The sequence below is a fragment of the Paraburkholderia phytofirmans OLGA172 genome, from assembly GCF_001634365.1.
In the GTDB taxonomy this organism is placed as follows: domain Bacteria; phylum Pseudomonadota; class Gammaproteobacteria; order Burkholderiales; family Burkholderiaceae; genus Paraburkholderia.
This window is the reverse complement of record NZ_CP014578.1, coordinates 256066-269199: the sequence shown is the minus strand read 5'-3', so window position 1 is coordinate 269199 and position 13134 is coordinate 256066. Positions and strand designations below refer to the sequence as shown.

Here is a 13134-nt window from a genome sequence, read left to right as displayed (position 1 = left end):
GTGCTCGCGGGCTCACAGCGTTCGCTATCGCTACAATATGAGACATGAACGCCTCCAAGACCCCACCCCAAGCCGCCGCGGCTTCCGACTGGCGCATCGACCGCGAGCGCGCCATCGCGCTATTCGGTCCGCACGCGCATGACTGGCCGATCGAAATCGTCGAGGAAACCGGCTCGACCAACGCCGACCTGATGACGCGCGTCAAGGCATTGCCGCGCAAAACCGGCGCGCTGCCGCGGCCGATCGTGCGGGTCGCGTATCTGCAAACCGCGGGCCGCGGCCGCCGTGGCCGTCCATGGTATGCGGAGCCGGGCAATGCGCTGCTGTTTTCGGTGGCGTGCGTGTTGCCGCGGCCGCTCGAAGGGCTGGCGGGCTTGAGTCTTGCGGTGGGCGTGGCGCTGGTCGACGGGCTGCGCTCGTTGCCGGTCGCAGGCCCTGGGCAAATCGCGCTGAAGTGGCCCAACGACGTCCTGCTCGAAGGCGACAAGCTGGCCGGCATCCTGATCGAAACCGCGTGGAGTACCGATGACGCAAGCGCCGTGGTGATCGGTATCGGCACCAATGTGAAGGGCGCTGAGGAGCTTGCCGCCAAGGTCGGCGCGCTGAACGCGGACGTGCCGGCGCAGGCGCGCGGCACCGTGCCGACCGCGCTGCAACGCGCGCTGCCGAATGCGAACCTCACCGATACGCTGGCGGCGGAACTGAGCGCGCTCGAACCCGCGTTGCAGCGCTTCGGCGCTGAAGGCTTCGCGCCGTTCCAGTCGCGCTGGAACGCCGTGCACGCTTACGCAGGCCGCGAAGTCGTGCTGCTGGAGCAAGGTCAAGAGCTGGCGCGCGGCGTGGCGACGGGTGTCGACGAGCGCGGACAACTGCTGCTCGACACGGCGGCGGGCCGCCTGACCGTCGCGACCGGTGATGTCTCGCTGCGTCTGGCCGATGGTGCTGCATGACGAGCGGTGCGCCTTATCTGTTGATCGACGCAGGCAATAGCCGCATCAAGTGGGCGCTGGTGCAGCCGGACGGTATGCAAATCGCGGCCGGCGCGCTGGCGCACGGCGGCGCTGACCAACCTGACTGGTCGAATTTGCCGGCGCCGGGCGGCGCATGGTTGTCGAACGTCGCGGGCGAAAGTGTCGCGGCGCGGATTGCCGCACTACTCGACGCTCACTGGCCGCAACTGCCGCGCGCGACGATCCGCGCCTCTGCGCAGCAATGCGGCGTGACCAATAGCTATACGACACCGCATGCGCTCGGCAGCGATCGCTGGGCCGGGCTGATTGGCGCGCACGCAGCGTTTCCCGGTGAGAATCTGCTCATTGCGACGTTCGGCACGGCGACCACGCTTGAAGCGTTACGTGCGGACGGCTGCTTTGTCGGCGGCCTGATTGCGCCGGGCTGGACCTTGATGATGCGCTCGCTGGGCGAGCACACGGCGCAACTGCCGACGCTCGACGCCAACGCGGCGCGCGGCTTGCGCGACCCGGGCGCCACATCTGATCGAGATCGGCGCGGCCCGTTCTTTGAGACTGATACGCCGCGCTCGCTGTCGGCCGGGTGCACGTTGGCGCAAGCTGGTTTGATCGAGCGTATGTGGCGTGATTTGCAGGACGAATGGCAGGTGCCGGTGCGCCTGGTGGTGAGCGGCGGCGCCGTGGACGAAGTGACAAGTGCGCTAAAAGTGCCGCATACTCGCCACGATTCGCTGGTGCTGTCAGGGCTTGCGCTGATTGCTGCCGAACGCACGATGGAACGCGACGCCTGAGTCCCGGCCCGACGAAAAACGGCGGCTGAACTTATCGACGGGGAATACTAACGATGCTGCGCTGGCTGATCGCCATATTGTTTCTTGCCAACATGCTGGCATTCGTCGTGGTGCGCGGCGTGTTCGGCCCGGCGCCCACGGCCGGCGGCCGCGAGCCGAACCACCTGAACCGCCAGTTCCATGCGGAATGGTTGAAGGTGCAACCCGTCACGGCAGCCGAAGCCGCCGATCAGGCGATCGTAGGCGGCCCGGCGCCGACGGTGCCGATAGCGGCATCAGCGCTGCCGCAGTGAAGAAGCGGCGGCTGGTGCTGGAGTAGCGCCGTGCCCACCCATCTGCCAGTAGTGCGCTTAGCGTTGGAAGAGAAGAAAGCGCCGCCCGGACAAACACATCACCCTTGCGCGCGAACCTTCTTCAATAACGCAGTGGTCGAACGTTCATGCTCGAAGGGAATCGCCAAAGCCTTGCCGCCCCATTCCCGCACAATGGCCGATTCGGGCAAAGCATCCATGTCGTAGTCGCCGCCTTTGACCAGCACATCCGGCCGCAGCGCCGAAATCAACTCCACGGGCGTCTTCTCGCCAAAGCAGACCACGTAATCGACGCTCTCCAGCGCTGCCAGCAAAGCCATCCGATCGGCCTCGTTATTGATCGGCCGGTCATCCCCTTTGCCTAGCATGCGCACCGATGCATCGCTATTGACGCCCACAATCAGGCAAGCGCCGAGCGCTCTGGCGTCGGCAAGATAAGTCACATGTCCGCGATGCAGAATGTCGAACACTCCATTGGTAAATACAACCGGCGCAGGCATAGAGGCGCGAAGTTTCACCAACGCATCGCGCGTAAAAATCTTGCGTTCAAAAGTGGCGGCCATGATGGAGTCGCGAAGAAAAAGAAGTGCCGCCACGATACACGGCGAACGGCGTGAAGCAAAACGGCCCAGCAAGCTCATGCCTGCCGGGCCGTTCTTGAAACTGTAAAACCGGTTCGTGGCGCACGCGCTGAATCGGACTCAAATTCGCGGACTCAAACCCGCAGCGTGAAGCCCACGAACCGGAACCGATCAAGCCGGCTGTTCAGCCGATTTCTGATCGGCCTGCAAGCGCGCAACGACTTCCTTGCGATAACGGTTCAATTCCTGCGCCGTATTGAACGTGCGCTCGAACAGAATCGACAGGTTATGCAGAATCCGCTCGACCACTTTCTTTTCCCAGCCGTCGTCGAAACGGATCTGATCGTCGAGCCAACGCTCGAGCCATTCCGGATCCGGCAGACGCGATTGAATCGTGTCGCGCGGGAATAGCGCCTGATTCACGTGCAAATTGGTCGGGTGCAGCGGCTTTTCCGTGCGGCGCGCCGATGCCATCAGGACGCCGATCTTGGCGAACGCTGCACGCGCGATGTCGCCGGTTTGCACCATTGCTTTCTTCATATAGCGCAGATACGCGCCGCCATGACGCGCTTCGTCGCGCGAGATGGTTTCGTAGATAGCCTTGATGACCGGTTCGGTGTGCCATTCGGCCGCGCGGCGATACCAGTGATTCAGGCGGATTTCGCCGCAGAAGTGCAGCATCAGCGTTTCGAGCGGCGGCGCCGGGTCGAATTCGAAGCGCACCGCGTGCAGTTCTTCTTCGGTCGGGCACATTTCCGGCTTGAAACGGCGCAGATATTCCATCAGCACCAGCGAATGCTTCTGTTCTTCGAAGAACCACACGCTCATGAATGCGGAGAAATCGCTGTCGTGATGGTTATCACGCAGGAACATTTCCGTGGCGGGCAACGCCGACCATTCGGTGATCGCGTTCATCTTGATCGTCGCGGCCTGCTCGTCGGTCAATAGCGATGCATCGAACTTGTCCCAGGGAATGTCTTTCTCCATGTCCCATCGAACGGATTCGAGCGATTTATAAAGTTCCGGATAAAGCATGGTGTTCATAGTCCCACCCCTGTTCTGCGCATACTGTCTGTGTCTGTCACTATTACGTGTAGTACTTTTGCTGATGACGAACGAAACGCACCGTTTTGGGCATCGTTTATCGGCCAAGCCTTCAATTTTACGCGGTAATCGGCCGCCTAGATGCATCGGGCAGCAAAGAAGTCCAGCCGTTTGCGCGGCGCCGCTAACCAGAAGTTACGCGCTACGCGGCCAACCGTGGGTGAGGGATACCCTATGCCTGAGGTCGAGCCAGTTTGCGATGAATCCGCACCGCCCAGCCCTGCGCCGGGATACCGGCGGCGAATACAGCAAGGGCGGCTGGATTGGTTGTTTTCAGCGCACGCCCAAAAGCCAAGTGAAGCTTACACAATGATAGCACGCTGACTTTACGGATCCCGTGCACTATCAGACGCCATTCCGGCGTCTGATTGACCTCTCTCAATAAACGGCCCGATTCGTGGAGTGTGGCCGACGATCGAGGTCAAAACCATGACAGGCGGCGAATTCGCTTTGTTTGCACCGCCGGTGCGTCGGGCATCGCGCCCTCGTATGGGTCGCGCTGCCCGGGTTCATTCCTGCCGTCAAATGGCCTTTTTCGTCGCTCGCGGAGCGGCGCCCGAACTGCCTGCGCGCTTCGCGGACGTTGAAGCCGACGTCGCTGCCCGCTTTGCTGCCGGGCGTTTGGTTGCGGGCCCGGTGGCGTCTGCAGCGGCCTCATCCGGCGCGTCAGCCGCGTCCCTCGCCGACGCCGAAGCGCTCGCCGCTTCGGGCGCGCCCGGCGCCGAACCGCCTGATGCGGCGGCGGTGGCAGTTGGCTGCGTCATCGCAAACCGGGCGATCTGATTGAACTGCGATTGCAGCAGATTCCACCAGGCGGAGGCGTCGAACGACGGCGTTGCGGCGGCCTCGCCTTCGTCGGTTGCCGATTCGGCGGCGGCCGACGCGCTCGCACTGCTCGAAGCCGAAGCAGTCTCCGGATGCGGCCAGCCGCTCGGCGCGGGGCTCGGCGCAGCCTCCGCGGAAGCCGGCTGCGCCATCGACGACTGCGCGAACGCGCCGAACGCACGCAACGTCGCGAGCGTGGCGCGCTGCACTTCGAGCGCCTGAATAGCGGACTGCAACATGTTCAGATTGAGCTTCAGCCACTGCTCGACTGCGCGCATATCCGTAATGCGCTTGTCGAGTTCTTCGACGTTAGTCAGCGGCGCCATCATGTCGGTCATCATCGACAGCGACGGCCCGAGGCTGCTGCCAGGCTGCGCGCCCGAAAACGCCGAGCCGAACGGCGAGAGACGCATCATGCCCCACATCTGTTCGAGCATTTCAGCGGGCGGAAAACCGGGAAAGCCGGGGAAGGGCGGCGTGGTGCCAGGTGTATCGTTCATGCTTGTCGCCTCGCTGCATAAAGGGAAGAAAATAGCGCCATCCCGCGCGCGTCTGATTCGATCATACCGCGCGTGGCGCTGCGAACCGCGCTTAGTTTGGGCTGCTGTTTGCCCCGCTCGCGCGGCACCTCAAGTGCCGACCGGCTGGGTTTTGTGCAATACACATCAGTCTCCAGTTTCAGGAGCGCTCACCGCCCGGGGCGCCGCCGCCCGGGGTCTGACGCGGCGGCCCGCTCCACGGGTCCGCGCCGCCAAAAACCGGCGCGCGCCGCTCGCGCAGCGAGTTCACGCCTTCGCGGACATCCGGCCCGGCGAAGCCCATGAATTCCAGTGCCAGCGACGTGTCGAACGCCGGCCCCGCCGAGCGCAGCCAGTTGTTCAGCGCGTACTTGGTCCAACGAATCGCCGTTTGCGAGCCGTTGGCCAGTTTTTGCGCGACTTCGAATGCTTTGGGCCGCAGATCGTTTTCGTCGACGGCGAGCGACACGAGGCCGATCCGCTCCGCCTCTTCGCCGCTCACCGGTTCGCACAGCAGCAGGTAATACTTGGCCTTCGCCATGCCGCACAGGAGCGGCCAGACAATGGCCGCGTGATCGCCGGCGGCCACGCCCAGGCGCGTATGGCCGTCGATAATGCGCGCCGACTTCGCCGCAATCGAGATATCCGCGAGCAGTCCGGCCACGAGCCCCGCGCCGACCGCCGGACCGTGCATCGCCGAAACGATCGGCTTGCTGCAATTGATCACGTTGTAGACCAGATCGCGCGCCTCGCGCCACACGCGTGCGCGGACGTCGAAGTCGGTCGCCATGTCTTCGACCAGTTGCAGGTCGCCACCGGCCGAAAAGCCCCGGCCCTCGCCGCGAATGATCGCGACACGCGTGTCGGGATCGCGATCGATATCGCGCCAGATTTCGGCGAGCTCGAAGTGCATCCGCGCGTTAGCGGTGGCGAGCCCGCTTTTGTTCGCGCCCTCGCCGCTCATCACGACTTCGAGCACACCGTGCGGGTGGCGGTGCAATTGCAGCGACTGGTAGTGCGCGTAGAACGCGTCGTTACTGTGTGGTGCGTGAGACATGGTGAGCAATCCGTCTATCGGTATATCTGTTGAACTCGTCGCCCTTGAGGGCACATTCGGCACATTCGGCACATTCGGCACATTCGGCACATTCGGCACATTCCGCGCTCTGTCAGCACACCCCCCCTGCAAACTCGCTACGGCTGATAAACCCATTTTGCATTCTTGATTTCGACCATCACGCGCGCCCGTTGGTCGAGTCCGAGGTGATCCGTGGCGCTCATGTTGACCACGCCATTGGTATCCGCAAGACCACGTGTCGCTTCCAGCGCGTCGCGCAGCGCACGGCGAAATTCCGGCGTGCCGGGCGCGGCCGCCTTAAGCGCGACCGGTACCGCATTGCCGAGCAGCATGCCGGCGTCCCACGTGTACGAACCGAACGCCGACACGCTGCCCGGTCCGCGCAATGCCTCGAAGCGCGCGATGTAGTCGAGCGCGAGACGTTTGGCCGGATGGTCCGCCGGCAATTGCGCGGCGACCAGCACCGGGCTCGCGGGCAGGAACGTGCCGTTGCAATCGGCGCCGCACACGCGCAGGAAGTCGTTATTGCCGACCCCATGATTGTGATAGATCAGCCCTTTGTAGCCGCGTTCCCTGAGCGTCTTCGGCGGCAGCGCGGCGGGCGTGCCGGCCGCGCCGACCACCACCGCATCCGGATGGGTCGCGAGAATCTTCAGGACCTGGCCGGTCACACTCGGATCGGTACGGTTGAAGCGCTCGCTCGCCACCATGTCGATGTGATGCAACTGCGCGAATTTGGCGACTTCAGTGTAGAAGGTTTCGCCGAGCGCGTCGGCCTGGCCGATGAACGCGATCGTTTTGACGCCGTGCGCGCTGGCATGCGCGGCGATCGCCGAGGCCATCATCGCGTCGGTCTGCGGGGTCTTGAATACCCAGTGGCGTTTTGCATCCACGGGTTCGATGATTTTCGCCGACGACGCGAGCGAGATCATCGGCGTTTCGCCTTCGGCAGCCACGTCGATCATCGAGAGCGAATTCGGCGTGATCGACGATCCGATAATCGCGTCGACGTGATTCTCGGAGATCAGCTTCTTGGTGTCCTGCACGGCCTGCGTGGTGTCGGATGCGTCGTCGAGCACGATATATTCGACGCTCTGGCCGCCGATCTGTTTGGGCAGCAGCGCGACGGTGTCGCGCGCGGGGATGCCAAGCGACGCTGCCGGCCCGGTCAGCGACAGCACGAGGCCGATCTTCACCTGCGCGAGGGCGATGGCGGATAGCGCGGCACATAGCGCCGCGGCAAGACGGGCGAGCCCGCGCCGCGATGGTGTTACGCGCTCGCTCGATGCGCGAGCGCGCGGGGTTCCTCGTGCAAAGGATTCAAATCGCGGCATGCCGTCTCCTCACGTCTGTTTTTCGTTTTGATGTACCGTCGATATGCTGCTTGTGCCCTGCTCACATGGTGCTTCGCGTTGGTTTCACGTTGGTTTCGCCATCGACGGACAGCCCCTACCCCGAGGCCGCCGCCGCGCCAGCCAGTGTAGCGGCGCGTTATGGCGCCGGCATCGGGCGAAACCCTTTCGTAAGCGCTAAAGCGCCTGCGGGCGCGCTCCTGACGACGCGTCCCGCACCGAACCGGCGCCTCAATCCAGCGGCGCGATGCCCTGATCGATCGAACCGAAAATCGACTTGCCTGCTTCGTCGAACATCTCGATCTTCACTGTATCGCCGAACTTCATGAACTCGGTTTGCGGCGCGCCGTGCTCGATGGTCTCGAGGCAGCGCTTCTCAGCGATACAGCAATAGCCGCGCTTCGCGTCCTTGTTCGACACCGTGCCCGAACCGACAATCGCGCCGGCGCGCAGGTTGCGCGTTTTCGCCGCGTGCGAGATCAGTTGGCCGAAGTGGAACACCATGTCGGTGCCGGCGTCGGGCTGGCCGACCTTCTTGTTGTTCCAGTGGACGATCACCGGCCGGTGCACGCGGCCTTCGCGCCAGCTCTCGCCGAGTTCGTCGAGCGTCACCGCCACTGGCGCAAACGACGTGGCCGGCTTGCTCTGGAAAAAGCCGAAGCCCTTTGCGAGTTCGCCGGGGATCAGATTGCGCAGCGAGACGTCGTTGACGAGCGTCACCAGCCGCACACTTCTGAGCGCCTGATCGGGGGTGGCGCCCATTGGCACGTCCGTGGTGATCACGGCGACTTCCGCTTCGAAGTCGATGCCGAATTCTTCAGATGCGCACAACACATCGTCTTTCGGGCCGATGAAGTCGTCGCTGCCGCCCTGGTACATGAGCGGATCGGTCCAGAATTCCGGCGGCATTTCCGCGCCACGCGCGCGGCGCACCAGCTCCACATGGTTCACGTACGACGAACCGTCGGCCCACTGGAACGCGCGCGGCAGCGGCGCCATGCATTCTTTGGCGTCGAACGCGAAGGTGTTGCGCGCGCGGCCCTGGTTGAGCGCGTCGTACAGGTCCTGCAGTTGCGGCGCGTAGAAGGCCCAGTCGTCAAGCACCCGCTGCATGGTGGGCGCGATCGCGTCGGCGACGGCCGCGGTGTGCAGGTCGCGGGACACGACGATCAGCTGACCGTCGCGCGTGCCGTCCTTCAGCGTGGCAAGTTTCATAGAGGAGTGAACCGTTAGTGACGATAGAAGGAATCTATTCTACGATGGTGAATCGACGCGGCCCAAGTGGCGGTGGCCGGCGGCAGTTTGCGCAACCTGGCGGCACGGCTGGCGGAGCCGGCCTTAACGACCGGCTGTCAGGCCCGGTTGCCGGGTCTGATTGTCAGGCCTGATTGCCGAGTCTGATTGTCAGGCCCACTTGCCGGGTCTGATTGTCAGGCCCCGGTTGCCGAGTCTGATTGTCAGATCAGGTTGCCGGGCCGATCGCATAAGCTGTTGCAGGGCTCGGCTGGGAACCTCGTTGCCCGCCTCTTTTCTCACTGTTTTTTCAACGCGCTCCATACGCCCCGCTCATGCCTCCAATTGCCCGCTCCGGCGCGATCCGTACCGACACCGACACCACTGAACCGCACGACGCGCACGAATCCGACGACGAAAGCATCGAGACCGGCGAGGAGAAGCTGCGTTCCGGCATCCAGTCCATCGAAGTCGGGTTCAGATTGCTTGACGTGCTGACCCACGAACCGCGCGCGATGATGCTGCGCGATCTGGCGCAGCGTGCGGGCATGAGTCCGGCGAAAGCGCACCGCTATCTGGTGAGTTTCCTGCGCCTCGGCGTGGTGGCACAGGATCCGCTGTCGGGCCGTTACGAACTGGGCGGCTTCGCATTGCAATTGGGGCTCGCGCGGCTTGCCCGCGTCGATGGCGTGAAACTCGCGCGCATTGCGCTCGCCGAATTGCGCGACCAGCTCGATCTGACCGTGGGCATCGCGGTGTGGGGCAATCAGGGGCCGACGATGGTCCATTGGATGGAATCGAGTCATCCGGCCAAGGCGTCGCTCAAGCTCGGCGACGTGATGCCGCTGCTCAGTTCCGCCACCGGTCTGCTGTTTGCCGCCTACCTGCCGTCGAGCAAGACCGCCGCGATGCTGGAGCGCGAACTGGCCGATTCGCGCCGCTCGTCACACACGGGCGGCCCGCGCACGCCGGAAGAGGTCGAACGGCTGCTTGCGGAAGTGCGTCAGCACGAAGCGGCGCGTGTGGAAGGCATGTTGCTGCCGACCATCCACGCGTTCTGCATGCCGGTGTTCGACTCGACCGGCGATCTCGCGCTCGGCCTGATCGCGCTCGGCCATGAAGGCGCGTTCGATATCCGCTGGGGCGGCGAGATCGATACGGCGCTGCGCGAATGTGCGCAAAAGCTCTCGTACGAGCTCGGGTATAGTGCGACGCCACGCTGATGAGCTGAGTTCAGGAACATCGTTCGCCAGTGGGTAGTCGAAACCGTGCGCCGCCCGTTCAGGACCCGGGCCTGACGGCGTTCACCGTTGCCGCCACGCACGGACGCTGGACGTGCCTCCGCCCATCCCTTTACCGTCCTCCCGTTCGAATTCACTCGCAAATGTCCTCACCTTCTGCCACAAGCCGCTCTGACCGCACGCCGCGCGCTGGTTTACAGGTGTGGCGATGGATTGCGGTTCTGCTGGTGGTGGCCATCCTGCATTGGATTGCAGCTCAATGGGTCGAGCGTAACCGCGCGACGCTGAATCCATCGGACAACGAGCATGTCCCCGTGCAAGTCGCACTGCTGACACCCGAACGTATCGAGCGCAAACCCGCCGCCGACGCGCGGCAAGCAGCGGCGCCTGTCCCGGCGCACAAGGCAGCCGCGAGCAAGCCACGCGAACATGTGTTGACGGCAACGCAACCGGCAACGCATGCGCCCGCGGTGACGGCCGCATCGGCTGCCGCGGCGAGCGCATCGGCCGCAGCGAGTTCCCCTGAGGCCAATAGCAATACCAATACCGGCGCCAGCGCCACCGGCACGGCCAGCGCCCCCGCCGCCGCCAGCGCACCCAAAGCTGCCACGGGCGTGAAATTCTCCGTTCCGCCATCCGGGGAGCTGCAATACGACACGTTCTACAACGGCGTGCGCAATCAGCCCGGCACCATCCACTGGACCAGCAACGCCGAGAGCTACGAGATGGTCGTCTCCGTGCCGGTGCCGTTCGTCGGCACGTTCGTGTATTCGAGCCATGGCCGCATCGACGCATTCGGCCTCGCGCCGGATCAGTACATCGAAAAGCGCGGCCGCCGACCGGAAGACGTGGCGATCTTCAATCGCACCGGTAAACAGATCGCCTTCACGCGGACCCCGGCCACGCTGCCGCTGCCCGACGGCGCGCAAGACCGTTTCAGCATGGTGATGCAGCTTGCCAGCCTCGTGCGCGGCGACCCCGCCGCCTACAAGCCGGGCGTGACGCGGCAATTCTTCGTGATCGATAACGACAGCGGCGAGAACTGGCCAGTCGAGACGATCGGCGACGAGACGATCCGTACCGCGCAGGGTTACCTCGAAACGCGCCACTTCAAACGCTTGCCTCGCCATGAGGGTGATTTGCGCCGCATCGACGTATGGCTCGCGCCGTCGCTCGGCTGGCTGCCCGCGCGAATCATGCAGACCGAGCCAAACGGCACGCAAGTCGAACTGGTTTGGCGCGGCAAGCTCAGTGCAGACGGCGCCGGCAGTCCGGCCAACAGCACCGGCGGCACCGATGGCTCTGGTGGCTCCGGTGGCTCCGGTGGCTCCGGTGGCTCCGGTGGCTCCGGTGGCTCCGGTGGCTCCGGTGGCGGCAGCGGCAATACTTCATCTGACAATTCAGCAGACCAGTCGCCCGCCACCAACGCACCCGAAATGGCGCCTGCAACCACCCCATCTTCACCGATCGATTCGACTGTTCCAGGCAACCTGCCCGACAAGCCCTAAACCCGAGTAGGGTCTCAAACAAGTCGCTGAAACTTCTGCGACGGGGCTCGCTCGCACGTTGAGCTGTAACCGTTCGAGCGGCCGCCATGTATGTATAGTGAAGGTGGGAGAAGCACGCGCAAACGGCCCTTTCCACTGCGTTCCCTTCCAAGGAGTCCGCATGCAAGTGAAAATCAACGGCATCGAGACACGCTATGTGCTGAGCAATGAGGGCGGCGGCCCGTGGCTGACGTTCATTCACCAACTCGGCGGCGATCTGTCTGTGTGGGACCAACTCGCCGGCTATTTCCGTGACAACTACACCGTGTTGCGCTATGACCTGCGCGGCCACGGCAAGACCGCGGTCTCGAGCGAGCCTTTCCGTATTGCCGATCTGTCACACGATCTGGCCGCACTGCTCGATGCGCTCGGCGCGCCCACCACGCATCTTGTCGGCATGTCGATGGGCGGCATGATCGCGCAGCAATTCACGCTGGACCACCCGTCGCGCGTCGACACGCTGACCGTTGCCGACACCGCGGGCGGCACGCTGCCCGAAGGCCGCGCAGTGTGGGATCAGCGCGCGGCGGCGGCACGCACGGAGGGCATGGCATCCTTGGCGCCTGCGACGTTGAGCCGCTGGCTGACACCCGATTTTCGGGCAGCGCATCCCGAAGCAGTCGAGCAGATCCGCGACGTGCTGACCCATACGTTGTCAGAAGGCTACGCTATGGCGTGCGCAGCGCTGCGCGATTTCGACGTACGCAGTAAGCTGGGAACAATCCGGTGCCCAACATTGACCGTGGCGGGCCGTCACGACACGGGCACGCCGCCTGCTGCAACGCAGGCGATAGCAGACGCCATCGAAGGCGCACAGTTCGAACTGCTCGATGCCGCTCATCTCGCGCCCATCGAACAATCTCACCGTTTTGCTGCACTGCTTGAAACGTTTCTTGAAAGGCCGGTCTAACCGGTAGGTTCGGAGCTTTTACGAGCGTCAATCCGGACCCACCCCTTGAATTCCACACCACAAGCTCCACTTATGGCGCAGGAATGGCCAGGAGCCAACGGAAATAAGGAGTGTCGCCATGCAAATGATCTACAACAGCCCCAACTATTGTGTCGTCGAGTTTCCGCCGCAGGAAGGTCCGCTGGCCATGAAATCAGGAGGCTACGAGATCGTCGACAAGAACATGCAGCGCGAAATCTACATAGACGGTGCAATGGCAGCGCGTTTTCGCGAGCATGTGCAAAAGCTGATCGAAGAGGAACCGTCGCTAGATGAGGTAGACGAATTCCTCGGGCAATTCGACAGCCTGATGCATCAACCGGTGATTCTTCACTAACCGAAGGGTTTGACGTAACGGTTTGGCGACATACATCGACCGCGCCGACCGGCATAGCCGGCGGCCTTTACAAGTCGGTCAGCAGTAGTAACGCGGCCCAGCAGGCTTTCACCTGACTGGGCCGTTTTGTTTCCGCCGTTTTGTTTCCGCCGTTTTGTTTCCGCCGTTTTGTTTCCGCCGTTTTGTTTCCGCTGCAGCCGCAGTCTCCGCAGTACGCGCACCCGCCAGCTCGGCCCGTGCCCGGCGGGACCGGCCGGCAGCGGCTACAATGACAGGTTTCCCGAAAAAGCCGGCGC

The 13134-nt window shown here is 63.7% G+C and carries 13 protein-coding genes; 7 read left to right on the top strand and 6 right to left on the bottom strand.

The annotated features are described in order from the left end of the window. Nucleotides 1–44 precede the first annotated feature (44 nt). From AYM40_RS01155 to AYM40_RS01145, 3 genes are read left to right on the top strand one after another with little or no spacing between them, the layout of a single operon-like run. Nucleotides 45–950 carry a biotin--[acetyl-CoA-carboxylase] ligase gene (locus tag AYM40_RS01155; protein ID WP_063494605.1) on the top strand — a complete coding sequence of 302 codons (906 nt, stop codon included), beginning with the start codon at nt 45–47 and terminating at the stop codon, nt 948–950. Beyond that, nucleotides 947–1762 (top strand): type III pantothenate kinase, encoded by an 816-nt coding sequence (locus AYM40_RS01150; RefSeq protein WP_063494604.1) that lies wholly within the window; start codon nt 947–949, stop codon nt 1760–1762. The genes AYM40_RS01155 and AYM40_RS01150 overlap by 4 nt, the downstream gene beginning before the upstream one ends. A 53-nt stretch (nt 1763–1815) precedes the next feature. After that, nucleotides 1816–2055: a hypothetical protein gene (locus AYM40_RS01145; protein ID WP_063494603.1), complete on the top strand. Its 240-nt coding sequence runs from the start codon at nt 1816–1818 to the stop codon at nt 2053–2055. 98 nt (nt 2056–2153) lie between these two features. Here the strand turns inward: AYM40_RS01145 and rfaE2 are convergent, their stop codons facing one another. The 6 genes from rfaE2 to AYM40_RS01115 form a co-directional block, all read right to left on the bottom strand. Next, nucleotides 2154–2636, bottom strand: coding sequence for a D-glycero-beta-D-manno-heptose 1-phosphate adenylyltransferase (gene rfaE2, locus AYM40_RS01140; RefSeq protein ID WP_063497787.1), 483 nt, complete (start codon nt 2634–2636; stop codon nt 2154–2156). A gap of 189 nt (nt 2637–2825) precedes the next feature. Next, on the bottom strand, nt 2826–3698 hold the full coding sequence (locus tag AYM40_RS01135; RefSeq protein WP_063494602.1) for a hypothetical protein: 873 nt from the start codon (nt 3696–3698) through the stop codon (nt 2826–2828). A 581-nt stretch (nt 3699–4279) separates the two neighbouring features. After that, entirely contained in the window at nt 4280–5083 is an 804-nt protein-coding gene (locus AYM40_RS01130; protein ID WP_063494601.1) for a PhaM family polyhydroxyalkanoate granule multifunctional regulatory protein, read from the bottom strand. 178 nt (nt 5084–5261) lie between these two features. Next, entirely contained in the window at nt 5262–6158 is an 897-nt protein-coding gene (locus AYM40_RS01125) for an enoyl-CoA hydratase/isomerase family protein (protein ID WP_063494600.1), read from the bottom strand. A 137-nt stretch (nt 6159–6295) separates the two neighbouring features. After that, complete coding sequence (locus tag AYM40_RS01120) at nt 6296–7513, bottom strand: ABC transporter substrate-binding protein (protein ID WP_063494599.1); 1218 nt, start codon at nt 7511–7513, stop codon at nt 6296–6298. Nucleotides 7514–7762: 249 nt separating this feature from the next. Beyond that, complete coding sequence (locus AYM40_RS01115; RefSeq protein ID WP_063494598.1) at nt 7763–8746, bottom strand: fumarylacetoacetate hydrolase family protein; 984 nt, start codon at nt 8744–8746, stop codon at nt 7763–7765. A gap of 353 nt (nt 8747–9099) precedes the next feature. On the opposite strand from AYM40_RS01115, the gene AYM40_RS01110 reads away from it, so the two are divergent. From AYM40_RS01110 to AYM40_RS01095, 4 genes are all read left to right on the top strand, one after another. After that, on the top strand, nt 9100–9987 hold the full coding sequence (locus AYM40_RS01110; RefSeq protein WP_063494597.1) for an IclR family transcriptional regulator: 888 nt from the start codon (nt 9100–9102) through the stop codon (nt 9985–9987). Nucleotides 9988–10148: 161 nt separating this feature from the next. Further along, a complete protein-coding gene (locus AYM40_RS01105) occupies nt 10149–11513 on the top strand; it encodes a DUF3108 domain-containing protein (protein ID WP_063494596.1) in 1365 nt (454 codons plus the stop codon). Nucleotides 11514–11673: 160 nt separating this feature from the next. Next, entirely contained in the window at nt 11674–12462 is a 789-nt protein-coding gene (locus AYM40_RS01100; RefSeq protein ID WP_063494595.1) for an alpha/beta fold hydrolase, read from the top strand. 118 nt (nt 12463–12580) lie between these two features. After that, complete coding sequence (locus AYM40_RS01095) at nt 12581–12838, top strand: DUF3567 domain-containing protein (RefSeq protein ID WP_007179533.1); 258 nt, start codon at nt 12581–12583, stop codon at nt 12836–12838. The last annotated feature ends 296 nt before the right edge of the window (nt 12839–13134 follow it).

What these genes read in the sequence shown, in the direction of transcription:
- AYM40_RS01155 (WP_063494605.1), top strand. Translation starts at nt 45, where the DNA reads ATGAACGCCTCCAAGACCCCACCCCAAGCCGCCGCGGCTTCCGACTGG.
- AYM40_RS01150 (WP_063494604.1), top strand. Translation starts at nt 947, where the DNA reads ATGACGAGCGGTGCGCCTTATCTGTTGATCGACGCAGGCAATAGCCGC.
- AYM40_RS01145 (WP_063494603.1), top strand. Translation starts at nt 1,816, where the DNA reads ATGCTGCGCTGGCTGATCGCCATATTGTTTCTTGCCAACATGCTGGCA.
- rfaE2 (WP_063497787.1), bottom strand. Translation starts at nt 2,636, where the DNA reads ATGGCCGCCACTTTTGAACGCAAGATTTTTACGCGCGATGCGTTGGTG.
- AYM40_RS01135 (WP_063494602.1), bottom strand. Translation starts at nt 3,698, where the DNA reads ATGAACACCATGCTTTATCCGGAACTTTATAAATCGCTCGAATCCGTT.
- AYM40_RS01130 (WP_063494601.1), bottom strand. Translation starts at nt 5,083, where the DNA reads ATGAACGATACACCTGGCACCACGCCGCCCTTCCCCGGCTTTCCCGGT.
- AYM40_RS01125 (WP_063494600.1), bottom strand. Translation starts at nt 6,158, where the DNA reads ATGTCTCACGCACCACACAGTAACGACGCGTTCTACGCGCACTACCAG.
- AYM40_RS01120 (WP_063494599.1), bottom strand. Translation starts at nt 7,513, where the DNA reads ATGCCGCGATTTGAATCCTTTGCACGAGGAACCCCGCGCGCTCGCGCA.
- AYM40_RS01115 (WP_063494598.1), bottom strand. Translation starts at nt 8,746, where the DNA reads ATGAAACTTGCCACGCTGAAGGACGGCACGCGCGACGGTCAGCTGATC.
- AYM40_RS01110 (WP_063494597.1), top strand. Translation starts at nt 9,100, where the DNA reads ATGCCTCCAATTGCCCGCTCCGGCGCGATCCGTACCGACACCGACACC.
- AYM40_RS01105 (WP_063494596.1), top strand. Translation starts at nt 10,149, where the DNA reads ATGTCCTCACCTTCTGCCACAAGCCGCTCTGACCGCACGCCGCGCGCT.
- AYM40_RS01100 (WP_063494595.1), top strand. Translation starts at nt 11,674, where the DNA reads ATGCAAGTGAAAATCAACGGCATCGAGACACGCTATGTGCTGAGCAAT.
- AYM40_RS01095 (WP_007179533.1), top strand. Translation starts at nt 12,581, where the DNA reads ATGCAAATGATCTACAACAGCCCCAACTATTGTGTCGTCGAGTTTCCG.